Origin of the sequence: Pseudoalteromonas rubra (genome assembly GCF_005887095.1) — a bacterium.
GTDB classification, from domain to species: Bacteria; Pseudomonadota; Gammaproteobacteria; order Enterobacterales; family Alteromonadaceae; genus Pseudoalteromonas; species Pseudoalteromonas rubra_E.
Map to the genome: position 1 here is coordinate 38,733 of NZ_PNCI01000013.1, position 25,192 is coordinate 63,924.

General features: G+C 49.6%; 13 protein-coding genes. All 13 read left to right on the forward strand.

All coding sequences use genetic code 11. The annotated features are described in order from the left end of the window. The first annotated feature begins 16 nt into the window (after nucleotides 1-16). The 13 genes from CWB99_RS06135 to CWB99_RS06195 all read left to right on the forward strand — a co-directional run bounded on the left by CWB99_RS06135 (nucleotide 17) and on the right by CWB99_RS06195 (nucleotide 25,159). Nucleotides 17-1,963 carry a hypothetical protein gene (locus tag CWB99_RS06135; protein WP_138550251.1) on the forward strand — a complete coding sequence of 649 codons (1,947 nt, stop codon included), beginning with the start codon at nucleotides 17-19 and terminating at the stop codon, nucleotides 1,961-1,963. Continuing rightward, on the forward strand, nucleotides 1,963-5,076 hold the full coding sequence (locus CWB99_RS06140) for a poly-gamma-glutamate biosynthesis protein PgsC/CapC (protein WP_138550252.1): 3,114 nt from the start codon (nucleotides 1,963-1,965) through the stop codon (nucleotides 5,074-5,076). Before CWB99_RS06135 ends, CWB99_RS06140 begins: the two co-directional genes overlap by 1 nt. Continuing rightward, a complete protein-coding gene (locus CWB99_RS06145) occupies nucleotides 5,063-7,360 on the forward strand; it encodes a hypothetical protein (protein ID WP_138550253.1) in 2,298 nt (765 codons plus the stop codon). Before CWB99_RS06140 ends, CWB99_RS06145 begins: the two co-directional genes overlap by 14 nt. Next, entirely contained in the window at nucleotides 7,350-8,108 is a 759-nt protein-coding gene (locus CWB99_RS06150; RefSeq protein ID WP_138550254.1) for a hypothetical protein, read from the forward strand. The genes CWB99_RS06145 and CWB99_RS06150 overlap by 11 nt, the downstream gene beginning before the upstream one ends. Further along, complete coding sequence (locus tag CWB99_RS06155) at nucleotides 8,096-12,430, forward strand: hypothetical protein (RefSeq protein WP_138550255.1); 4,335 nt, start codon at nucleotides 8,096-8,098, stop codon at nucleotides 12,428-12,430. Before CWB99_RS06150 ends, CWB99_RS06155 begins: the two co-directional genes overlap by 13 nt. Beyond that, nucleotides 12,420-16,529 (forward strand): poly-gamma-glutamate synthase PgsB, encoded by a 4,110-nt coding sequence (locus tag CWB99_RS06160; RefSeq protein ID WP_138550256.1) that lies wholly within the window; start codon nucleotides 12,420-12,422, stop codon nucleotides 16,527-16,529. Before CWB99_RS06155 ends, CWB99_RS06160 begins: the two co-directional genes overlap by 11 nt. Nucleotides 16,530-16,921: 392 nt before the next feature. After that, the gene (locus tag CWB99_RS06165; RefSeq protein WP_138550257.1) at nucleotides 16,922-18,130 is read left to right on the forward strand and encodes a DUF642 domain-containing protein; all 1,209 of its coding nucleotides are present in this window, start codon (nucleotides 16,922-16,924) and stop codon (nucleotides 18,128-18,130) included. A 279-nt stretch (nucleotides 18,131-18,409) separates the two neighbouring features. Continuing rightward, nucleotides 18,410-19,846 (forward strand): peptide MFS transporter, encoded by a 1,437-nt coding sequence (locus tag CWB99_RS06170; RefSeq protein ID WP_138550258.1) that lies wholly within the window; start codon nucleotides 18,410-18,412, stop codon nucleotides 19,844-19,846. A 429-nt stretch (nucleotides 19,847-20,275) separates the two neighbouring features. Beyond that, nucleotides 20,276-21,322, forward strand: a complete 1,047-nt coding sequence (gene hppD / locus CWB99_RS06175) for a 4-hydroxyphenylpyruvate dioxygenase (RefSeq protein WP_046005648.1) — start codon at nucleotides 20,276-20,278, stop codon at nucleotides 21,320-21,322. A gap of 156 nt (nucleotides 21,323-21,478) precedes the next feature. Next, nucleotides 21,479-22,792, forward strand: coding sequence for a fumarylacetoacetase (gene fahA, locus CWB99_RS06180; RefSeq protein ID WP_138550259.1), 1,314 nt, complete (start codon nucleotides 21,479-21,481; stop codon nucleotides 22,790-22,792). A 128-nt stretch (nucleotides 22,793-22,920) separates the two neighbouring features. After that, nucleotides 22,921-24,018 (forward strand): M23 family metallopeptidase, encoded by a 1,098-nt coding sequence (locus tag CWB99_RS06185; RefSeq protein WP_138550260.1) that lies wholly within the window; start codon nucleotides 22,921-22,923, stop codon nucleotides 24,016-24,018. After that, nucleotides 24,008-24,382, forward strand: a complete 375-nt coding sequence (locus CWB99_RS06190; RefSeq protein ID WP_138550261.1) for a bactofilin family protein — start codon at nucleotides 24,008-24,010, stop codon at nucleotides 24,380-24,382. The genes CWB99_RS06185 and CWB99_RS06190 overlap by 11 nt, the downstream gene beginning before the upstream one ends. Before the next feature lie 168 nt (nucleotides 24,383-24,550). After that, complete coding sequence (locus CWB99_RS06195) at nucleotides 24,551-25,159, forward strand: outer membrane beta-barrel protein (protein ID WP_171045274.1); 609 nt, start codon at nucleotides 24,551-24,553, stop codon at nucleotides 25,157-25,159. Nucleotides 25,160-25,192: the final 33 nt, after the last annotated feature.

The following is a 25,192-nucleotide window of genomic DNA, read 5'->3' on the forward strand; positions in this document are numbered from 1 at the left end:
CAAACAACAAATTTTTATGATTAAGCGGCAAAAGCCGTTTTGGTCGATTTTACTGCTCTTTTTAGTTGTTCTGGTGTTTGCCGTACATGGCTCATTTGCACGCCTGAACGCCTATGTTTACAGCCAGTTTAATCAATTGTTTGAGCAACAGAGCAGTGATATTGTGGTGATTGAGTCGCCAAATTTACAACGTCAGCAATCTGAGCTCATCACCCAGTTACTAAACCATAAAGTGAATGCCATTATTGTGCTTTCTGATGTTGTCTCGAAACAAAGCATGTCGTTTGCCAATGTATTCTTTCCCTTCGCTGACACACGCTATTGCCTGCCAGACGTACAACCCTGGCTAGGTTATAACATGGTGCTCGGTAAGCCTAAGGATAAGTGCCAGAATGTCTGGCAAAGCATTTATGGGCCGCAACACCTCAATACAGGCAAACTGATCAACTTTGCGCTATCACCCAGCGCGTTGCCTAAGTTTTCCAGCACCCGGCTGCTTGAAGAAGATGTGCTACTCAGCCAGCTCGAAGGCAAGGTCGTGTTAATTGCTCAGCAACAACTCGGTTTTAGCGTACCTCTGCGGGCCCCCAAGTTGCATGGTGCAAATAACCCGGTCTATTTACATGCCTATGTTGCAGACAGCCTGGAAAAAGACCAGTTAATTACTCGCCTGGCCCAGTGGCAGTCTGTGGCGCTACAGCTGGGGCTACTGGCATTATTGCTCATCGTATATCAGAAAAATACGCTCACGCTGAGCATCATTATTGCAGCCAGTTTATCTCTTGCAAGCCTGTTGGCCAGTTATCTGATAATGATCACACTCCAGTATTTATTGCCCATAGGTCAGCTTCTGGTGATTAACCTGGTGACTATGCTGTGGGTGTTTTTCTCCCGTAAATGGCTCGAAGAAAACGAGCTGCTGGAGCTGATTGCTAACGTCCATCAACGCATGATGGGACGCTATTTACCCCGCTCTATCAGCACTGAGAGCACGCCCTGGGATGCCATTATTACGCTTGTGAATCAGCAATTGGCACTCAACCGCTCCATCTTTCTTGCCCGCCTCGAGGGTGACCACAGGCTCGAAGAGATCCGCGCCATCAACTGCAATATTGAAGACATCGTGGAGCAGCGTCGTGATTATCAGCGCCCGCCTTATTCCGACGCCATAAAAGCTTTTGGCGCGGTGCAAACCTCACGTCCGTTTTTCAGCGGTCTGCTGGAACTTGAGCGCCAATTTGTTGTGCCTTTAATGTATGCCGGCGACATTCGGGGGTTTTGGGCGATGACGGTGATCCCGAACGAACAATTTGATGAAAAAGCGTTTATCAAGAATGTTAATCGCTTTGCAAGTCAGATAGGTGAGCTGCTGTTCCACTACAGAATGCTGCAAAACCAGCAACGTGCCTCCTTAAGCCCTCTGACCCGAGCACTGACTCTGACGCTTGAAAAACCTCTGAGTCAGAAAGTAAAATCTGCCATTGGGGAAATGGAGCAAAAACTCTCGACGCTGGAGCAAGTGTTCAATCAGATCCGTACAGCTGCCGTGTTATTTAATCTGTTTGGTCAGGTCGTACAAACCAATCAACCGTTGGAGCAACTGGCCAAAAAACACCATCTAGCATTGTTCGAAATGACCGCACTGGATCTGCTGGACAAGATCACTTCAATGCCAAAAGAGACACTCAAAGGCAAACTGCGCTACCTGACCCTGCAACAGGGCGAGCTATTTCTGCCGGCAACCCTCGGTACAGACACCTATATCCTTAATATTCGGTCACTCTCCGCGAACCAGGTCAGCAGTACCATTGGGGAGCCTTTCTCGGTGGCCGGCATATTGTTTGAATTTATCGACATCACCACCCTGTTGCAGCAACTTGATGATCCACATGCGCTTTTAAGCAGCCTCACAGCTGTCAAGCCCGATGGCGACGGAGACACCAGTAAGGAGCACACGCTGTAATGGATTGGGTGCTACCACTTTTTCCAGATGGAAGCGGGCTGGGCCAGTCTGTTATCACCACCGTTTGGGTAGGCATAGCCGTTGTTTGCATGCTGAACTTACGTTTCGGCTTTCCGCTCACAGGCCTGGTTGTACCTGGCTATCTGGTACCCTTGTTGATCGTCAGCCCGGTTTCTGCTGTCGTCATCGTGCTCGAAGCCATCGTCGTCTACGTTTTGATGCGCCTGAGTGCCAAAGTGGCGATGGAGCGACTGGGCTATGCAGAAATGTTCGGCAGAGATCGCTTCTTTGCCATTATTCTGATCAGTATTCTGGTCCGGGTGTTTATGGACACCTTGTTCTGGCCTCAGATAGGTCAGGTGTTGGCGCTGTGGGATATTACCTTTGACTATGCCGGACAGCTTTACAGCCTGGGCCTGGTGATCATTGCACTGACCGCCAACGTGATGTGGAATGGTGGTTTTCGCTATGGTATGCGCGTGACATTAATCCAGCTGGCCATCACCTTCATATTGGTACGCTTTGTCCTGATGCCGTTTACCAATTTCAGTATTGCTAACCTCGCCATCATGTATGAAGCCGTTGCCGCCTCGATTCTGGCTGCACCTAAAGCGTATATCATCCTGGTTATCACAGCCTTTTTGGCCTCTCGGGCCAATATTCGTTACGGCTGGGAATTCAATGGTATTATGTTACCGGCACTGCTGGCCCTGCAACTCATGCAACCCAGTAAACTCATCACTACCTTTATCGAAACAACGGTGATCTTATCACTGGGCGCTATCTTGCTTAACTTTACCCGCCTCAAACATGCAAACTTTGAGGGCGCGCGGTTGTTACTGTTGTTTTTCAACATTGGCTTTATCTACAAGCTGTTGCTGAATTACTTTGTGGTCGATTACTTCCCGACACTCAAAGCCACGGACACATTTGCGTTTGGCTATATGTTATCCACCTTGCTGGCACTCAAAATCTATCAGAAGAACGCCCTGGGCCTGGTGCTGCGGGCCACTTTCCAGACTTCTATGATCGGAGGCCTGCTTGCATTCGGTATCGGTTTTGCCATCATGTTTGTGCCATCTCTGATCCACAACCCAACACAACCCGCGGCGGTCGACGAAGCCCAAAGTGCCCCGCTGAGTCACCATGTCAGTGAATATAAAAGCTATCTTTACACCGCACGGTACGACTTGCTGAATCTCAGCCATTACCAGCAAGCGCAGCAATTGCAGCGCTTTAGAGGGGCCATTCGCTTGCTGAATGAGAACCCTCAGGATCCCGACACCCAATACCGTGCTGCTCAGGTGCTGGCAGAGCTGGGCTTTGTACTCATAGATAATCCCGCCATTTTGGTGATTAAAGATACTCAGACGACACATCCCAGGGGCTTGTTTGCGCTGGCTAAATCTCCGGTGCGTGAACATATCGTGACCGTCCCCTACCCGACCAGTGAACGTCTGGCTGGTGATGCCGCCGGCCAACTGTTTGCCATTTTAGGGAGCAGTGCTCTGGCACTGGGCACTCGGGTAACGCCGTCGGCAGCCAGTCAACAAACCCGGCCACAAAGTGCTTATTACCAGGCCTTTATTAGCGCATTAAATACCAATCAGGTACTGCAGCTCAGGGCCATTAACCAATATACACGGCCTCAGTTGAGGCAAACGCGCTTTGTCGACAACAGTCAGTTCTGGATTTACAATCAGCTGCCCGACTCGCTGTCACAACGTCAGCTTACCCGTCTGTTGGGATTTGAGCGTAGCCAGTTCGGCCTGCTTAGTGAGGACAACTTGCCCTACCCAGGCTATCAGGGAGCCATGCTGGAAACCTTCTTCGACAACTTGAGTTACGCCACCCTCTTGTCACATACAGCAAGAAGTAACGTAAATGCACCTCAGTATCCTGTCGAGCGGCTGAGTATGCCACTCGAAGAGTTGGTTACTCAGTTTTCTCAACATATTAGTGCCAAAGGCAGCGGTCATTTTCGGATGCTCGCAGAAAACGAGGCTGCATTGTGGGAATACGAGGTCCTTGAGCCTTTATTCAAACTATCCTATGAGCTGCGTTCGCGTTCTCTGGATGAGGATGATCTCAATCGCCTGCAACAGCTTAACCGGCTCGCCAACATGGTAGGCTATCGCCTGCAGCTGATTACAAGTGATGCCCATCGCCTGGTGATCATCAGCCCTTTGCCCGAAGTCAGCTATTACCAGCAAGGGCAGGGATTTTATGTCATAAACCTCAACGCCACTGTACCACTAACCATTCAGGTGCCGCGGCCACTGTTCGAAAGTAATACGTTACAGTTTGCAACGGACCTGTTCCAGACCAGTGGTGCCCGGGCACTGCTCATTGCCGGCGCTCACCCTTATGCTAGTGAAGAGGCAAACGTCATGGCGCCGACTAATACGCGGACACTTTATAATGTGGTACACCAAAGTGCGGTACGACACAATCCGGGAATGCCGGTATTAAGTCTGCAGGTTCGCAGTCACAGTGCCCCTTCACAGATCCGTCCCAGTGCCATTGCCTATCAGTTTACTCAACCTGATTTTCGACATACTTCGACCATAAACGCACTGTATAAGGCCATGACGCGATTGGGGATAACAGTAGAGAAAGTTTCTGGGCAGATTGCTACCCGGGGGCTGGAAATTGGTTCGTCTCCGCAATCGGGCTATCGTCTGTTTAGCCCCGACAGTGAATTGGCAACCTTGTGGCTGGCCTCCGATTTTAAGCAGCACTATGCCGTCTCTGAACAGGCACTTCAGGAGCGGTTGCTTGCCGTATCCGTGCACCCCAGCTTTATGCAGATGCGCCTTGCGGCAACTGGGCCAGATGACTGGGCCGAGCTATCACCACAACAGAGGCAAAGACTCGACATGATAATCGGCCGCTATGCACAAACCCAGCACCTGCCCTGGTTAAGCGCCTTATGCGACGGCCTGGCACAGTGCACCCTGCAGGCCATCCGACTTTCCGACAACGGATTACTCGGACTACAAATGCAGCTGGCAGGTAAAACCGCAGCGGTGTACCTTGCTCAGCGTAACCGGTTGATTACGCTTGAAGCACTTGAACAAATGATGCAAGGGGGGCCGAATGTACTGGATTAAACGCGTACTGCAGGCGCTGCTCATAATCCTAGTGTTACTTGCGGGGTACCGTGTTGCACTGCATTTTTATGTCTGGCTAAATTCGGCTGAGCGCATTGCGGCGCGCAGTGAAGAAGAGACCCGCTCTGTGGTGCACTGGCTGAGTCCGGATCGCCCGCTCGTGTATACCTTTCCTACTTCACGGACTGTTGCTATTCGCGTGCTGTCGAACGCTATTTTTGCCAGCCAAACCGTTTTCGATAAGCCAATCAATTATGCGATAGAATACCGGCTGCTGGACAGTCAGGACAATGAACTGGAAAAACATGTTTATCATCATGCGTCTAAACTTGCACTGGAGGAAGGCCAGCAACAGGTTAAACAATTGATTGAGGACCGACAGGCGCTGGCTGTCACATCTGGGCAGTCATTTTATGTGGACTGGCAGCAGTTGACTCGTGCCAGTAAAATTTCCTTACGGTTAATTCCGGAAGAGCCCAGCCTGCGTGGCGTTGTCGTGCGTATCCATGGTAAGACCCCAACCAATGCGGATGATGTAACCCGTACCTGGCTAAAGCTGCCTCAGCAATGGCGAGAACGGATGACCAGTTATCATACGCTGGGAAACAGTGGTTTGCAGCCGCTGCAAATTGCCAATGCAGTTTCTTACGACTGGCGAAAACTGGCTCCGCAAGGGATACCAGGTATCGACTTTGACGCCGATATTCTCTATGAATCTCTGCCCTATAATGTGATCACCTATGACTTTTCTGCCGAGCAATTTGACTTGGATGGATACTACACCCGACCAGGGCTTGCCGCTTCGATACGCCTTACCAACACCGGGGATCTGAGCGTACAAACACAAGGAAACAGCAAAGATCTGCAACTGGTCTGGCATGACCTCACGCAGCATCAAGCCCCAGTGACATTGAGCCTGACAGAGACAGATGACCCGACGCAGTTCCTGTTGCCGGATCTGCAACCTGGATTACTGGTGATCAGCTCTCGTTCTGAGATGATCACTACCTGGCGGGACGAATTGGACCAAGTCGTTGCCCCCCTGCACAGCTATTACTATCAGCTGGATGAGACCAGCCAGGCCGAGTTCACGGTCCAGGGTGGCAGCGATATCCAACTCGATATGCGTGGTCCAGCGGGCAGCACAGTGCAGGCAAAGGTATATGATTCCCGGCAGCAACTGCTGCGCTCTGAGGAACTCGCCCTGACGGGGTTGAGTAGTGGTTTTGATCGTTTAATCACCCCGGAAACCCGACGCGAAGCCATATCCGACAGTGAAAAAAGGTTTCTGCGCCTGAGCCGACAGGCACATAGAATCACCCTCACCAGTACCGAACAAGTGGCCGTTAAGCTGCAGAGCCGCCATGGCACAATGCATCATCAGAACTATGTGTGCGCCACACTGTGTGACGCGCCACAAACTGGATTCACTGAGGTCGGTGCCTGGTTTAGCCAAAGTGCCGATAATGAGTTTTACTTTATTGAGCAACAAAAGATCCTCAAAGTGCGGCTATTCAGCGCCCCTCCCCTTATAGAAGAAAAACAAACCGGCTACCTGTCACAAGCCCTGTTTGTGCGTTTACCGGTATCCAATACTGCGCTTGTCTACAATCCGCCCAAGTATTTTGCACCACCGCAGCCGGCGGCCCCGTTTCAGTATGCGCCGTTAGAAAATCTGGCGCAGCTGCAACGCGCTCAGCTCAGCTTGCAACAAAGTGATACGGCCTTGGCGCCTGTTCCCAGGTTAATTACTCTCAGTGACAAGGGGATCCGCTACACCGATCAGGATATTGCGCAGCTGGATAGCTTACCTGATTTATCAAATACCTCTTCACAGCATTTTATCAATCAGGGAGCGCCTCGTGATTACTGGAAAGTACGTCTGTTTCAGTTACAACCTGGGCAAACTCTGATACAGGATTATCGCGGCAAAGATAAGCCGATGGCGATTGTTATCAGACCCTTTGTCAGAGGTAATCGCCCTGAACACCCACTCGTTATGAGTACCCAACTGGATGGACGTTTCAGTCGTGCCTTTAGCGATGAATACAGTATTTCGCGTAAGCGCTATGCTTTGGCACCTGATCAAGAGTTGCCCGCTTTCTTGCTGCATCCGAAAAAGCCGGCACTGACAGCCTACCCTTCCGTCACGCTGACAGTGGGCTCGGACATTGAACAACTATATCAGCTTAGTCTGTCGGCAGAGCAACCCATGTGGTTTGCCTTGCTGGAAGAATATGCAACGCCTCCTCCTCAACCGCAATGGTGGCAACATGAATATTAACGCGCTTGTTTTCCTGTCATTACTGCTGCTAGCAGGCAAGGGTTATACCAATGAGACGCCTAAGCTGCTAAGCCCCAGCTGGCAAGTACTGTACAATTGGTTTGCACAGCCGGTTGCCTTGCCGCCCTGGCAACTGCGAAGCCAACCAGGGCTTGTCTCTTTACGTGCCAGCTCAAAGCAGTTTGGCGGCGGCGATCTGTATTTTCGACCTCAAGGAAGCACCTGTATGCTGTCTGTGCCTCATCAGTTTCATGATCAACTGACAGGCAAAATAGGTAAAGCCGTGTTCAATACCCGCTGTCAGGTCATGGTTATCAACACTGAGCACCGAAATGAGCCAAGCCCGGACCTTTACAGTATGGACTATTCACACCGTCCCAGTGGCTTGCATGCTGCCGCCGCACAGGCTTTTGCTCGACGTTATCCAGCCAGTCATTTGTACCAAATACATGGCTTTAATCAGGATAAGCGTCGTACATCACATGGCCGTCTCGCAGATTTCATTATCAGCCAGGGCAGACAAAATACCCCAACTTTGACACAATTAGCTCAATGTCTGTCAAAAGTCAGCGAGCATACCTATCAATACCCACATCAAGTCTCTGAACTGGGTGGTACGCGCAATATTATGCATCGCCTCGGTTTGCCCGCGGGATTTTTTATTCATATTGAGATAAGTCGCCCAATGCGAGAGCGACTGGTATCAAACCCTCAAATTCTGGAACAGTTTGCCCTATGCCTTATTTGATTGTTTTGCTCCTGCTCCTGACAAGCACGCTGTTGCCTGCGCTGGCACAACCCGCAGCACTGCACAGTGCACCAGACTGGTTCGAGCCCGGCACATTGCAGCTGCATCGTAATGCCGCAGACATCAATCTGGATGCCGAACAATCCCGTTTCATCTTGCTTCCGGCGGGCCGCTGGCTCAGTCTGCAGAGCGAAGCACAGGTCATTCAAATATGGCAGGGACAGTCCCCCTATGCCATGCAGCGTATAACCCGGGCCGAACTTCACTGTGAGCAAAATCGGTGTCAGCTGCCTGCTGGCCCCACTACACGCCTGATCCGCTTTTACAATCCAAGTGAAGATGTCCAGCCATTCTCAGCCTGGCAAGGCCTGTTTCATCGACACCGGGATCCGTTTCGCATTCCGGTCAAGCTGGCGCTACCGGCAATGCAGCTCTATGAAGCGCAGACCCACACCACACATTATCGCTTAAACGACAGACAGAGTATTCAGCTGTTTTTTGCCGAGGCAACAAAGCTCAGATTAAACGCCCGGCGCATTTTGCCCGATCCGGCGCAGCCAGGCATAGTCTCGGTTCGACTTAATGATGCTGTGATCAGTCAGATAGCCCTGAGCGACTCTCCCGCAGAGGAATTTTCCCCGCAGTTGCGTAAACATCGCCTTGGCCATGATGTAATGCTCAATGATGATCAGGTTATCGGCCTGGTTAGCAGCGACTATATCGCCGTGCCAGCCGGGGGCTATTTGCGCCTTGAAGCCCAGGGCGATACCTTGCTAAACCTGGTGCGCATGGAGCGTGGCTTGTTTGATACCGACGCAGCACAAACCTGGCCGGAGTCCCTGTTTAACCCATACTGGACAGATAACTTGCAGTGGCAGCTGGAGCAGGTCTACCAGCATCACACTATCTCGGCTTTGCATTCGGCGGATCTGGCGAAAAGTAGTGCACTGGGACGTCAGCGACAGTCGGAGTTGCAAGATACCTTAGGCACAGTGCGTTTTTTACAGCCCAAACGCGCTGAACACCCATTTACCACTCACGTCAGTGAGCAGACCGTAACACAGGCTTATCGCCTTGCAACCGACCGCCTGTATGCAACCCAACAGCGTCAGTTGCTGCACTATCATACCCTCTCTGGCCCTGTTCAGTTTGAGCTGATTGATCAGCAACGCCTGTCCCCGACACTCAGGCTTTATACCCGCACAACAAGTGCCACCCAACTGACAGTGGAAATAGACAGTTATCGGCACACCATAGATCTCTTGCCATCCGGACATTTTGCCATGCTGGAGCTGCCTCTGCCACTGGACGCACGGCAACTCAGTGTCACTGTCAGAGATCCCATTGAGGTGGATCTGGCTTTACGTGTCAGAGAGTTACAGTCTTTGCCAAGCAATGCCGTTTTATATCAGCGCCCGGGCCAGCTCAGCGACAAAAGCCCGGCTATTGCCTATCGCCTGGAGCAACAGTTGCAACGGCTTGCCCATTCCTATCAGCAAGGGTTGTCTCGGTTTGTGCTGACTCATTCCCAGCACTCCACCTCCAAAAGCAGTCTCAGCGCCAGCCACTGGCACTATCGTCTCGGCGAAGCTGAAATGATGCTAAAGCAAGACCCACAGCAGGCGTTACCTTTGTTGAAGTCACTGATAGACAGCCCCCATCAGGAAGTCGTGATCAGAGCCTGGCAGCTACGTCTGGCCGCTTTTTCTGAGCTGGGAGAACACAATACTGCTGAGCGCTATTTGGGCGCTCTGTTGAGCCATCCTTACCCTCAGTTACAACATTATGCCGCTCAGCGACTATTGAAGCACTACCAGAGCACTCGTTCGATTCACAGCATTCAGGGGTTGTGCAGTATGTGGCACAAAACACTGCCAGCCTGCGAGGCAGCACTGCGCGCCAGTTTTGTCGAATTACAGCAAAACCTTTATGCTCTGTGGTTAGGGCATGACACACGTAAAGACGATGACGACTTGCACCCAGTCCGTCAGCAACTTGGCTACACTGTGCCTGCCAGCCATCCGCCGGTTGTTGATTATTCACTACGTCACCACGGTGTCAGTACACTGCTCAGCGAAACAAGCAACACCTCGGCGTACCCGATAGTCAATCAAAGTCTCTCTCTCACCGCTCATCGTCCTATGCTACTCAAAGTCAGTGCCAGAGCTCGGGCGGCAGAGACACAACAAAGCGAGATAGTCTGGCTGCGAGCACATCGCTCAGCACAAAGTGACATAATACCGATATTTAACGACGTGCCTTCGACCACCACGCTGCGTATAGACGAGCAAGATCAGCCACGCTTATCCATAGCCAGTAGCGGATATTTTTCGCTTCAACCCGGAGAGCAACTGACCTTTAGTAGCGACCAGCTGCTGCTGCTCCAGTTTGATGCTTTACCGCCTGAGCATGCCATCACTTCAGGTCAGGATCTGAAGGGGACCTTGTGGCAGGATGACTTTATGTCTTTGCTCTATCAAACACCGCTCGGTGGTGCACAATCCGATGCTCTGCAACGCACTCTGCTGCTCAATGCGCTTTATCGTCTTGAGCGCCAGACACTCAGTGAACATGAATATACCGCCCTATCAGCAAGGCTGATGCAATCCTCGCCAAGCCCGGCACTGGACATGCTGTATAACCGCATCCAGAGCTTTGGGCACTGGCAAGCGTTCGAAGCTTATCAAAATTATGCAGGTACCCAGTTGGTCGATTTATCAGCGCTGTCTACACGCAGTGCCGCTGAGCAGTTTAGCCGACATACCAGCCGCGATGACGATTTACCAGGGCTGATCTTACGCCCTAACCATAGCCTGGCATTGGATCTGAGGGAGTTACAGTCATTGCAGGTGAGGCTGGTCTTACACTTCGCCAATGCGGAGTTATTACAACAACATCAACGACCGCAACTCAGTGTTGAGCGCGCCGATGGCAACGTGCACTGGCGCCTTGACAGCAACCGAAGTGAGCTCGGGTTAACGCGTGCAGACCTGGCCAGCGGGGGACTAGTGTTGCGCTGGCTCAACCCGTTTGCCGCACAGCTACTGAGTGTCGAGGTCGAGGCATACCAACAAGGCGCCTGGCAAACGATCGATTTGGGTGCTGAGCAACTCTTTTACTATGGCAATGACAGCAACCCGATCACTGCTAAACTGAATAAAGACGCCGTTCTTAAACTGGAATACGTCGAACAGGATACCCGTCGGGAGCAGTCAGGCTTTTATCCGGCCGGACTACTGACTCTTGCACCGCAAACGTCGAGCCTGGCCAGACTCTATCGCTGGCAACTTAACCCCAATCGCCATAAACTGGCCGTGGCACCTGCTTTGCAGCCACACAGAGTGCCTCAACCCACACTGGTATATACGCCAACAAAAACGCACTACCGTGAACCCATTATGCAGACTGATGGCAACCTCACCCATGTTGAAGGCGTCATGCAATACAATCGGGATGGTATCTATCAAAGTAGTGAGCCGCTGGGCTCTGAACACACGCTGGACCTGGGCATACGATTGCGTAACCGACATAAGCAACACTGGTATCGGCTGGAAAGCTTCTTTCGCCTGAATAACACCAGTGAACCGTCATTCAGTATCAATGGCCTGTATGACTGGCTTGATGATGAAGACGACTGGTTTGCCAAAGCGCTGTGGAATAATCGCTGGCAGGAGTCGCCACAGAGCCGGGAAACACACCTGACCAGCCAGTGGGCCGTGACCATTGGAGAGATTTGGCGCGAGGATCAACATTGGCGTCATCAATGGTGGTGGCAGCCATTTTATTACTACACCAGTATTGAAAAAGACGAGTATCTGGCGGATGAGACCATCAGTAATGCCATGTTCAACTTTTACCGTCATAACCACAGCCATGGCTGGCGTGGCGGTTACCGTCTCCGTCATCAAAGTCGCGTAGACAGTCAGCTTAGTGCGCAACTTACGACTACCTCTAATGACGACTGGACCTCACTCGACGTTGCGTCATTAAGTGGTGTCTGGCAGCAATATTATCAGGGCCATATTTTTTCTGTCGGCCTGAGCAGTAGCTATGTGTTTGCCGATGATCACCGGCCTAATGCGACCTGGCAGTACCTGACTACGCTGGGCTGGCAAACGCTGTTCGACTTTAGCGAACACACTGGCGGCTGGATCAGCCTGAACTGGACACAGGATTGGTTCCGAAATAACCACAGCATTCGTTTTGAGGTCACCCTGGGCAATTTGCAGCGCAGTGGCTTTGACCCGTTTGCACATGATGAGATTATTTTTGAATCGCTGCAATTAACGCATTTTTTAGAGCAGGATCTGTATGGCAGATAACCAATTAAAAGCCCAGCTTCAGGCAATCCTATTTGCCGATACAGAACAGTTCTGGTTGAATCTGCACCGTCACAAGTACCAGCAGCTGATTGAGGAGCTGGCCGGATGGGAGCTGTTACAAAATCAGCCAAAAGACGAGCAGCTAGACTATTGGCAGCTGCTGCAGACCATTGCGTTTTTGCGCCATAAAATTGAGCGGCTTCACGAACAACTGGAAGGACATGATGCAGACTACCAGTCGTTTGTAGAACGGCTCAGCAAAGCCGAGCTGGCTACCGAGAAACAATTACATATCCTTAAGTATGCAGAAACTTTGGGGGCTTCGGGCACCCAGCTGCAACAAGATAAGCAAGCGTTTGCTCGCTGGTTCGATGAAGGTGCGGTCATAGGCCGCTATCAAACACTGGTTGCCGATCTGGAGCAAGACCTGCGTTTCTTTATTGCCAAACTCGGTGCCCTGACCAACCGTTATCTGCGTCTGTCGGGTGATCAGTTGGAACAAGCCTGGAAAAAGTTGGATCTGCAACCCTTTTTCTTGCGTTTAATGGCCACCAGTAACAATGCCCACGTCCGCCATGGCATGATCCGCGCGCTGGTCAATCAGGTTTCCGTGATCAATGAATTTAAAGCCGATCCGGACTTGGACAGCGAACTGGTTGCCGAACTCATCGAGCTACTGGATGCTGAAAATACCCCTTATCAGGCCATTATCGATATTCTTGAAATTCTGATCCACCAGCGTCCGACCTTTGTTCGCAGTTATATGTGGGCCTATGTTGAAACAACGCTTGACGACAACACATCCACACACAAGCACAATGATCAGCTGTTCATTGTGGCTGCAATGCCTCGAATTCTGGCCAATAAGCACCCTCTGGCAGAGCGGGATATTCTGCTATTGCGGGAGCTAACACAGCACCCGTTTGCCCGAGTACGGCAAGTGTGTATTGAGCAATTGCGTAACCTGCCTGATAAGTTGGCCAGAGAACTACTGGAACAACGTTTCGAAAATGAAGTGGTCGATTCAGTGCGTTTCACCCTGGTTAAGCAGCTTACCGCGGCTCGTTTTTCTGCTGACGGGTATGCATTTGAGTTATGGCGTTCCCATCTCATTGGCGAAGAGTGTCTGGAAGTTAAGCGTATGCTGTTGGAGCAAAGCCCCAGACTCATGCTAAATGAGGCCGTTGAAGCAACACTGGACGATACCGCAAACAATCAAGACACAGTGTTAATGCAACGTTATTTAGCCGTATTAAATCAGGCTCTGGAAAATGAACCTGACCAAGCCGTACGGCGCTACATTGCACGAACCCGCGAGCAGTTATTCAGCTTCACACAGCAAAGTCTGCATGCACAACTTGCCCAGATACTGGCTGAGCAAGAAGCTGTGTACTTACCCGGCGATATCGATCAGGATATACTGGGACGAGCACTCAGCATGCTGGCTCAGCATGAACAGAGCTTTAACGCCTACCGTGAAAAGCAAGGCTGGCGGATCCAGATAGACTACAAACGCCGCCGACGCTTCTGGCGGATCTGGCATGAGTTTTTCACACCCAGTACAGATAAACGTCAGAGTTTTAGTCATACCAGAGCAAAAATTCCCTCTGCACAACTCCATGTGCCCAGTTGTACCACGGCTGAGATCAGTGCCACAAATGTCCCGGGCGAGGCGCTTTATCACCTCAAAGAAGCCAGTGCTCGGCCACATTTGCCCCTGCCCGACTATTTGTTGTCGGTGCTCAGCCAGGATCAACTCAAGACCAGTAGTAAGAATTACACCCCCGATGGCATTTTAGTGGTGACACCGCCACAGCGTCTGTGGCAACGGGTCCGCGCCTATTGGCACTTATCAGTCAACTACGCTGAAATCGACGGCCTGCGCAAGGGCAATGCGCTGGAGCAACAAAATTATATTGCACAACTGCGCAAACTTGGCTTTGATCTGGAGTTTAAACCTTATGGCAGCGAACTAGGCTGCACCTTCCCGGTTGAGCCGGGTATTGCAAAATTGTTTTCCCGGGCAGGCGTATCTGGGGTATTGGTTAATCTGGGCTACAGTTTTAAAGAATACCTTTACTCTATTTATCAAAACAGCATAGGTCAGCTGGTGTTTTTTGTGTCGACCTTTATTGCTTATTTCTGGTTGCGTCATATCCGGCTAAATCGCAAAATCCGCAGCAACCGTGCGAAAATCCCCGTTACCATTGGGGGCTGGGGCACCCGGGGAAAGTCAGGTACCGAGCGGCTCAAAGCAGCATTGTTCAGTAGCCTGGCGCTGCGCGTGGTTACTAAAACAACCGGGTGTGAGGCCATGATGATCTTTGCCCGCAGCTCAGGGGAGCAATATGAATTACCCCTGTTCAGACCCTTCGACAAAGCCAGTATCTGGGAACAAAGCGACGTGCTGGATTTTGCTCGCTCGGTGCGTGCGGATGTCTTTTTATGGGAGTGTATGGGCCTGACCCCCAGATATGTGCGGATCCTGCGTCGCTGGATGCGCGATAACTTCACCACTATCACCAACACCTATCCGGACCATGAAGATATCCTTGGCCCAAGCGGTGTGGATGTTGCGCGGGAAATGGCCGCCTTTATTGGCAGCCACACCCAGATCTTTACCGCTGAACAAACCATGGCCCCAATTCTGAATCGCGCTGCGGACCACAAGCAATCTACCCTGATCCAACTGCACTGGGGTGATGGTTTTCAAATCACGCCGGATATCCGCGCCTTATACCCGTATGAAGAACACCCGGACAACATTGCCCTGGTATGTAAAATGGCCCAGTACATCGGTATTGATAAAGATTATGTGTATAAAGAAACCGCCGAGCGTATTGTGCCGGATGTTGGCGTATTACAACATTTTACAGCGGCACCGGTTGATCATCTGACTCAGTCTTTCGTTAATAGTATGTCAGCCAATGAGCGCCTGGCGACCCTGGAAAACTGGCGTCGTCTTGGCTTATTCGACCTGAACGACAAACCAAAGACACAAACCATCGCTCTGCTGAACAACCGTAATGACCGGGTTGCACGGTCAAAAGTATTTGCGCAGATCCTGGTGGAAGATCTCAGTTTCGACCATATAGTGGTGATCGGGAGTAACGTCGACGGCTTCGAGGCCTATCTGGATCAGGCACTGGATACCCGAGTTAACCGACTGATTGATAATAATGACAAGCAAGATCTGATACGCCTGCTGACGCAATGGAAATGCGGGGAAAGCCCGGAGCACTTTATTCAGCAGTTAAACAGCCTGTTTGAAGCTCCCCTGCTGGACACTGCGCATTTGTTTGATGACAGCCTTTTGGCGACAACACTGACTGAGCATATTGACGATAAAGTCCAGCAAGGTATTGTCCGGTTGCGGGTTCAGAACTGGCAACTGGCACATTCCCTCAGAACATTAGATGATCTGAGTGCAAACCGAAAACAACTGACTCAGGTTCTGGGCAGTATAATGCACAGTAAATTGCACTTGTTAGACAACCCGCATATCACCGCCGATGAGCTCACCAATCGTATCGCCCGCCTGGGGCTGGCCGGACAACATCAATTAATTGTCGGTATGCAAAACATCAAGGGGCCGGGACTAAACTATGTTTATGCCTGGCAGCACTGGCATACTCTGCACGCCAGCTGCGAACGGCTACTGGAGCCACAGATCAGTCATGCTCAGTTTCGTCGCGACCTCAATAAGCTGACACAACTAGACAAGGTCAATCGTATTGAGCGCGACTATTTTTCACACATGCTGCAAACCCTCAGCAAGCTCCCTCAGGCACAAAGCGAATTCGCTCAGGCCGAACTCAGCCACCTGGCCGAACGGCTCACTCAACAAAGCGCCAGCGACGAACAAGCTGTGGGGCCGGAAAGCCTCTCTGGTGTTACACGCTTTGTATTGCAAGTGGTTGAGTCGTTTCTCGACGCCGGTGCTGCGGTAAAAAGAAAGAAAACCGCACAACAGGTTTATCAGGATATTGCCACACAGCGGATCACACCGGAACGCGCCATTACGGTTCTGGCCGCGCTGAACAGGGGCCAAAAACCGGGCTGGCTGACGGAGCGCTGGCTTAATCGCGGCAAGGATTAACAACGCTCATACATCTGTTTGCCTGCACCAGGCCAGTGTAGGCACGCTCCTTGCTCTAATCATCTCTGAATGACTTAAAAACAGTGTCATTTCGCATTGTGCAATTTTATTAAGCAAAATGGCCGAGACAGGCCTCGCAAAATGCAAAACTGTGCAAAATGCGAACTGTGACTGTTCGGATGACATGTAAAAGTATTAGGTACACCAACAATGAAAACCAATCCTTTGGTATCATTTTATATTCTAATACTGAGGTATAAATCGGAACTAACAGTCATTTTTTTGATTTCTAATTGACCAAACCGTGTAAAAGTAAGAAAATGGGATTAGTTAAAATTGATTAGGGATAACATTTTGTTTACACAAATAGAATTTAGCCCTGGAGTATGTTTATGAAATTATCAGTTCTTGCGCTTGGCCTAAGTGCCGCCCTAATCAGCAGCTTTGCTGCAAACGCCGGTGAAAACCTGATCACCAATGGTTCTTTTGAACAGTCAGATGCCGTTAATGGGTCCTGGAGTCTGTTCAGAACTTTGCCTGGCTGGAGCCGCAGCTCCGCTAAGTTTGAAGTTCAGACTAATCGCCTTGGCCTTATTCAGGCACAGGATGGTGAGCAATACATTGAGCTGGACTCAACCCGTAACTACAGCGCATACCAAAGCGTGGCTACGGAAGCTGGCAAACAATATGTCGTAAGCTTTTACTACTCACCCCGTGTTACTAACAATAGCACCACCAATAAAGCAACCGTCTATTGGGACGACCAGGTCATTGCAGAGCTAAATGGTACGCAACGAGGCTGGCAACACTACACCATTACGGTAACGGCAAACAGTGACGCAAGTACTTTGAAATTCGTTGGTGCTGGTAACTCAGACTCATACGGTGCACTACTGGATAACGTTTCGGTCACTGCTGACTGTGTTACAGGTTTATTTGGTATCAACAATTACGGCTCCTCGCAAAATGGTTACGTGTATCACTTTGATGTTGACGCAGGTCAGTACAGCACTGTGTCAGGAGTAACACACACCGCATCTAACATCGCAAGCAAAGACGGTGTGCTTTATTTCATGGAGCAGACTGACAGCAAGTCTAAAGCTTCTACCCTGTGGGCGCTGGATCTCAATGGTAACCAGCAATATAGCGTGGCTAATGCAACTTCATGGCCTTTATATCGCTCTGCTGTTACACCAGATGGCGTATCTTTGCGCAGCACCAGTAAAACCTACATGTACGATTTTGACATGAACAGCGGTGAAAAAACCGTACTGGGTAAATTGTCTTACTCTGGCGATGACTTCAGCCATGGTGACATTGCGTACTCAGCAGACGGTAACGTCCTTTACGTGTTAACCGGTAAGGCACTGTATACGCTGGATGAAGGTAATATGGAACTGACTAAAATTGGTGAGCACGGTGTTAACTGGGCTTCTGGTCTGGCCATTACCGCCGACGGCAAACTGTACGTCTCTGGTCGCGAAGCAGGTAGCAATGCGCAAATCTGGCAAATGAATCCAGACACAGCCGTTGCAACTTTAGTGATGGAAGGTCCTGAGCATATTAACGACCTGACCTTTGTCGACAACTTCTGCCGATAACCGGAACATACGCTCTAAATGCTCAAAAACCAGCCTGACAGGCTGGTTTTTTTGTATACAAAAAGCGCCCGACCCAGCTGGTAAGGCTTCCCCATCGCCATCCCACTAGGTATACTGACGCGCTTTTAATGAATAGTTAGTCAACACTGACCTAACTTGGAAATCATTTGGGGACTGGCCACCCGTTCAAAGTATGTCGCTGAATACTGTCATCAACAGTACCTTCGGCATCGATAATATTAAGGCCAAAACAACACATTTGATTGAAATGGGAATAATATGAATTCATTACCTAATCGCGGTGAGTTTCTGGGCCATCCAAAAGGCCTGTTCTTACTCTTCGGCACGGAAATGTGGGAGCGCTTTGGCTACTACGGAATGCGTGCAATACTCGTTTTATATTTGGTTGCTCAGGTACAAAATGGCGGCTTTGGTTGGACCAACGCCGATGCACTGAGCCTGTACGGTACCTTTACCATGGCGGTCTATCTGACCCCTCTGATCGGTGGTTGGTTAGCCGATAACGTATTGGGTCAGCGTAAAGCTATCATCATTGGTGGTATCCTGATGGCCGCAGGCCACTTTACTATGGGTATTCCACACAGTCTGGTTGCCGGTATGGAAGAGCAGGTTTTCTATATTGGTCTGGCATTATTATGTGCCGGTAACGGTCTGTTTAAGCCAAACATCTCGACTATGGTTGGTGACTTGTATCAGGAAGGTGATAAGCGCCGTGACGGTGCCTTCACAATTTTCTACATGGGTATCAACTTAGGTGGTGCGTTAGGTCCACTTATCGCAGGTTATGTTGCTGCACAAATTAACTGGCAAGCTGGTTTCATCGCTGCGGGTATCGGCATGGTGATCTCCGTTGTTATGCAACTACTATTAAGCCAGAAATATCTGGGTGACATCGGTGTCGTCCCAGCAGCCAAGCTGTCTCAGCAGCAATCTAACAGCAACACCAAAGAGCCTCTTACCAGTCAAGAAAAAGACCGTATCCGCGTTATCTTCACTATGAGTGTGTTCAGTATTATCTTCTGGATGGGCTTTGAGCAGGCCGGTGGCCTGATGAACCTGTTTGCCGCTGATTATACCGACCGTATGCTGATGGGCTTTGAAATCCCGGCGTCATGGTTCCAGTCTCTGAACTCTATCTTTATTATTATCTTCGCACCACTGGTGGCCATGATCTGGCTCAAGCTGGACAAGCGTGAGCCTAACTCACCGGTTAAGTTTGCCATCGCGTTAGTATTCCTGGCGCTGGGCTTTTTGACAATGATGATGGCGCTTATCACCGAAGGCAGTGACGCTGGCAACCTGCAGATCAGCATGATGTGGCTGGTACTTTTCTATCTGTTCCACACGCTGGGTGAACTGTGTCTGTCGCCAATTGGCCTGTCTATGGTGAGTAAACTGGCACCACTGCGCCTGGCTTCATTATTAATGGGTCTATGGTTCCTGTGTACAGCGGTTGCAAACAAGATCGCAGGTTTCGTTGGCTCATTCATCGGCGAAGGTCAGGAAGCAATGAACAATGCCATGAGCATTTTCATCGGCCTGGGTGCGACTGCCTTATTGTCTGCACTGGCAATGTACCTGCTTAGCAACAAGCTGGTTGACTGGATGCATGGCGCGGAAGGTACCAATGATGAGCCGCATACTCAGGAACATTACCTGGAAAAAGAACTGGAGATCTCAGGCGAAAGACAATAATTTTTTAACTGTGATTCATGTAAAAGCCGCACTAAATCTGTGCGGCTTTTCTATTTCTGGCTTGCTTTTGTAAACTTTTAGATACACCTAGGCAGAATTCATCCCTCAGTGAGATCGCCCCCTTAAAAGTTCCAAAGTGATATCGCTGTCAACAAAGAACTTAAAAGTTCTTTTATATTATATTGTTAAGGATTTTTCTTTTAAATATACCACGGCCAAACAATCCAATTTACAGAACGGAACGAGGTTTGTAATCGAAAAAATTATCCTGTTCACTCAATCCGTATAACCCTGATAATTTGTACGACAGAATTTACATTTCGCCCTCTTGCTAATTCACCCCCATAGCTTCCCCTTTTGAGCATTTTGATTAATCATCCACAGCACAAAACAAATAGCGATCCAGTGCTTTTAAGCGGGAGTAAGACAATGAGTGAAGTAACAAATCCTCTAGGCCTAGTTGGCATTGAGTTTACCGAGTACGCAACACCAGATGCGGACTACATGGAAAAGATTTTTGCCGATTTTGGTTTTTCTAAACTGAAAAAGTTTAAAGACAAAGACATCCTATACTACAACCAGCACGACATTCACTTCCTGCTGAACAAAGAGCGCGGCGGTTTCTCTGCTGAGTTCGCTAAGAGCCACGGTCCGGCTATCTGCTCTATGGGCTGGCGTGTAGAAGACGCGCAAAAAGCGTTCGAAATCGCGGTTGAGCGCGGTGCAAAACCAGCAACTGATTCAACCCACAAAGACTTGCCTTACCCTGCTATCTACGGCATCGGCGACAGCCTGATCTACTTCATCGACGTATTCGGTGATAAAGGTTCTATCTTCGAGCAAGACTTTGTTGACCTTGAAGAGCAAGTGGTTGTTGAAGACAAAGGCTTCCTGCGTATCGACCACCTGACTAACAACGTATACAAAGGCACCATGGAAACATGGGCAAACTTCTACAAAGACGTATTCGGCTTTACTGAAGTTCGTTACTTCGACATCAAAGGCCAGAAAACTGCTCTGTTGTCATACGCACTGAAGTCTCCGTGCGGCACCTTCTCAATTCCTATCAATGAAGGTAAAGACGACAACAACAACCAGATCGACGAGTACCTGGACGAGTACAATGGCCCGGGCGTACAGCACCTGGCGTTTTTGACCAACGACCTGGTTGCGTCACTGGACAAGCTTGACCAGACTAACATTGCAACTCTCGATATTGTTGATCACTACTACGACACCATCTTTGACCGTGTACCTTGGGTTAAAGAAGACCGTGACAAGATCAAAGAGCATCAGATCCTGGTAGACAGCCAGAGCGAAGATTGCTACCTGCTACAGATCTTCACTAAGAACCTGTTCGGCCCTATCTTTATCGAGATGATCCAGCGTGTTGACGACGGTGGTTTCGGTGAAGGTAACTTCCAGGCGCTGTTCGAGTCTATCGAGCGTGATCAGGAACGTCGCGGCGTCATCTAATTCTCCTTTGAGAGTAGAAATTTAAAAGCAGCTTGGGGCGATGCCTTGTGGCTGCTTTTGCCGTTTAATTTGTCTGAGACTCAGGTGTTGCATTGAAAAATCAGAACGCTATCACCACATCTGAGAACAGCCTCAAACTTGCAAAAAGGAAAGACCATGTCTTTTATCAACGAAACGCACGACATTAATCTGAAAAGTTGGGTTGCCAGCGCCAACCAGACCGGGACTGATTTCCCTATTCAAAACCTGCCATTTGCCTCATTCCGCCGCAAAGGCAGCGCTGAAGAGTTCCGTGGCGGTGTCGCCATTGGTGATCAAGTACTGGATCTGGCTGTGGTTGCTGGTGCAGGTATTTTCAGTGGCGAAGCACAGGATGCAGTAGAAGCGGCGAATGCACCTAAACTCAATGAGTTTATGGGAATGGGTCAAAATTATTGGTCTGCTCTGCGTCTGGCGTTATCTCGCGCTCTTCGTGAAGGCTCTGAGCACCAGGGCGCATTGGAAGCAGCATTAGTTGCTCAATCCGACGTTGAATATGCGCTGCCGTGTCATATTGGTGATTACACCGATTTCTATACCTCAATCTACCATGCTACAGCGGTAGGTAGCTTGTTCCGCCCTGACAACCCTTTGCTGCCTAACTATAAGTGGGTACCAATCGGTTACCACGGCCGTGCTTCATCGATTGATGTATCTGGTCAAAACTTCCCACGCCCGAAAGGTCAAACCAAAGCTCCTGATGCGGATACACCATCATTTGGTCCTTGTAAGCGTCTGGACTATGAGCTGGAGCTGGGTATCTACCTGGGTAAAGGTAACGAGCTGGGCGATTCAATCTCAATTGAAGATGCCGAAAGCCATGTGTTCGGTTTCTGTCTGTTCAACGACTGGTCGGCCCGTGATCTGCAAGCCTGGGAATACCAGCCGTTAGGCCCGTTCCTGGCGAAAAACTTTGCCTCAACGGTATCGCCGTGGATTGTCACCACAGAAGCGCTGGCGCCGTATCGCACTAACTGGCACCGTAATGAGCAAGATCCTCAGCCTCTGGAATATCTTGAGTCTGCACAAAACCGTGAATCGGGTGCGTTTGATATCCAGATGGACGTGCTACTTGAAACAGCGAAAATGCGTGAAGCCAATGCAGCGCCAAGCAAGCTGTCAGAATCAAGCTTTAAGCACAGCTACTGGACAGTGGCACAAATGGTCACTCACCACACAGTAAACGGCTGTAACTTCCTGCCGGGCGACATGCTGGGTTCAGGTACTCAGTCTGGTCCAGAGCACGAAGAAGCGGGCTCTTTGCTTGAGCTATCTCGTGGCGGTAAAGAGACCATCACCCTGGACAATGGCGAAGAGCGTAAGTTCCTGGAAGACGGTGATAAGGTCATTATGCGTGGCTGGTGTGAAGCGAACGGCTTTGCACGTATTGGCTTCGGTTCTGTCGAAGGCACTATCCTGCCAGCGAAGTAATCGCAAACGCAAAAGCTTTTCTATAAAAAACAAAGGTGTGCTTAAGTACACCTTTTTTTTGTAAGTAAATACTGGCTTTTTGCATAAAAATTGTTAAAGTGAGTCGTTATTTTTAATTTTTATATGTTATGTTTCGCTATATCAAACGCCTGATCACATCGCTATTTCAACCTAAACAGCTAATGATGCGCCAGAATGGCCAGGTTAGTCTGATGGTTGTGCCTGGCTGGTTGCAATTTATCGCACTAGTGCTGGTTTGTGGTGCTCTTACCTGGTTAGTTATCAGTACATCAGCGTTTTTTAAACAGCAAAAAACGGTTAATGCCCTCCAGGCTGAACTACAGACTCAACAGCAAGCCTGGGCAAAAGAAAAACAGCTGCTGGCCGAACGTCTGACTGAACAACATACACAGCTTGTCACCTTAAACGAACAGCATACTGTACTTAGTGAAATTGTCAGTGCCCTGCCTACATCGATCACTGAGCAAGCAGATACACCTGCCCCTTTACCAGATACAGACAATCAAGTTGATATAGAGCCAACGGGTAATGATGCACATGAGTTTGAAGTACATAGCGCTGAGCTGGACGATGCCCAAGCCGCTTTGCTGAGAACACTACAAACCATCATTTCGGCACGCCACGACCAGCTAATGGCCGGATTTAACGAAGCAGGCCTATCTCTGACAACGGACAATAACATCGCACAGGGTGGTCCGTATCATCAGGTTGATGCCACGCTGCTAAATGCACACTACACCCAGCTAATTGATGATTCTGTACAACTCAATCAGTTAGAAAACCTATTACATTCAACGCCTAAAATGATGCCCGTTGCGCACGACAAATATTATATTTCCAGCGCTTTTGGCTTTCGTAAAGACCCCATCACTGGCCGCCGCGCCTACCACAAAGGCGTAGATATGGCAGGCTGGCATAAAACCCAGATCATTGCGCCAGCTGATGGTGTGGTGAGCAAGGCCGGTAAAAATGGCGGATACGGTAAGTTTATTGAAATTCAACATGCCAATGGTATTGTCACTCGCTATGGTCATTTGCACACCATCAAAGTGAAAAAAGGCCAGACAGTAAAGCAGTCAGACGTCATAGCGCTGATGGGCAGTACAGGTCGTAGTACCAGTACACACTTGCATTATGAGGTGTTACAGGATAAAAAGCATATAAACCCTGTAAAACTGGCAAGAGTGCTTAAACGTGTTCAATAAAAAGAAAAACTCATTTCCTTTCTCGCTTATTTCTCCCGACACCGAAATCACAGGCAACATCCAGTGCGATGGTGAACTGCAAATTGATGGCAAAGTCACGGGAGATCTCAATGTCGCTCAGCTGATAATCGGCGAATCTGGGCTTGTAGAAGGCAATATTGTCGCCAAGCAGGTGCAGGTGCGTGGCCAAGTTCAGGGCGGGATCAACGCCAACAGCGTTACGCTGGAGCCCAGCGCCAGAGTTACTGGTGATATCGAACACGATACACTGAGTATTCAGGCCGGCGCGCATATCCAGGGCCAGCTGAACCACCGCGCTGAGCCATCTAATGTCACACCACTGGATAAAGCCAGCGAAGCTTGAATAGCGTACCCAAAGCGTATCATCGGTAACATTTAATAACACAAAACATAGACTTAGCCTTTCACTTTTGTATCCGATAGTGATACATTTCACGCATATTATTAAAATAGAACGAGCTTATTGGGCTCGTTTTTTTCATCCCATACTAAGCAAATAAAAGGATATAAAGTGAAGAAGCATATTTTAGGTCTACTACTAGCTGCCACGTCTTTGGGTTCTCAGGCTACCGAGCTAAGTAAAAGCTACCTGGAAGTAGGATATGGTGAAACGAGCCTGGATGGCGCCCCAAGTGGTTCAGATCCACAAGGTTTTATTTTTGCAGGGAGTTACGAATTTGCCAACGGCATTTTTATCGGCCTAAAAATCGATCAGCACTCCGATACTCTTAATGTTTTTGATGGTTTAATCAATGACGACTACGATGTTGATGAAACCACCTTTAATCTGGGCTACATACTCCACAAGACAGACAAAGGCCGATTTGCAGCAGGTGCTCAGGTAGGTGAATTTGAGGTGTCCATAAACGGCAGAAGTACTTCAATAGACACACGTCGAGTTTATGGTGAATACGAACATGCGCTTAACAAACGTTTCAGCGCATTTGCTCAGGTCGGATATGAGATGCTAGACTTCCCAACCGCTATTAGCGACGAAAATGGCGTTTACTTTAATGCCGGACTACGTTTTGACTTTACTGATCACTCAGGTGTTGTCGTTGAATACACCAATGGTGTGGACTACAACCAGACAGAAGTAAAATACCGCTACACTTTCTGATTTGAAAAAAGGCCTGCTCATTGCAGGCCTTTT

What these genes read in the sequence shown, in the direction of transcription:
- CWB99_RS06135 (WP_138550251.1), top strand. Translation starts at nt 17, where the DNA reads ATGATTAAGCGGCAAAAGCCGTTTTGGTCGATTTTACTGCTCTTTTTA.
- CWB99_RS06140 (WP_138550252.1), top strand. Translation starts at nt 1,963, where the DNA reads ATGGATTGGGTGCTACCACTTTTTCCAGATGGAAGCGGGCTGGGCCAG.
- CWB99_RS06145 (WP_138550253.1), top strand. Translation starts at nt 5,063, where the DNA reads ATGTACTGGATTAAACGCGTACTGCAGGCGCTGCTCATAATCCTAGTG.
- CWB99_RS06150 (WP_138550254.1), top strand. Translation starts at nt 7,350, where the DNA reads ATGAATATTAACGCGCTTGTTTTCCTGTCATTACTGCTGCTAGCAGGC.
- CWB99_RS06155 (WP_138550255.1), top strand. Translation starts at nt 8,096, where the DNA reads ATGCCTTATTTGATTGTTTTGCTCCTGCTCCTGACAAGCACGCTGTTG.
- CWB99_RS06160 (WP_138550256.1), top strand. Translation starts at nt 12,420, where the DNA reads ATGGCAGATAACCAATTAAAAGCCCAGCTTCAGGCAATCCTATTTGCC.
- CWB99_RS06165 (WP_138550257.1), top strand. Translation starts at nt 16,922, where the DNA reads ATGAAATTATCAGTTCTTGCGCTTGGCCTAAGTGCCGCCCTAATCAGC.
- CWB99_RS06170 (WP_138550258.1), top strand. Translation starts at nt 18,410, where the DNA reads ATGAATTCATTACCTAATCGCGGTGAGTTTCTGGGCCATCCAAAAGGC.
- hppD (WP_046005648.1), top strand. Translation starts at nt 20,276, where the DNA reads ATGAGTGAAGTAACAAATCCTCTAGGCCTAGTTGGCATTGAGTTTACC.
- fahA (WP_138550259.1), top strand. Translation starts at nt 21,479, where the DNA reads ATGTCTTTTATCAACGAAACGCACGACATTAATCTGAAAAGTTGGGTT.
- CWB99_RS06185 (WP_138550260.1), top strand. Translation starts at nt 22,921, where the DNA reads ATGTTTCGCTATATCAAACGCCTGATCACATCGCTATTTCAACCTAAA.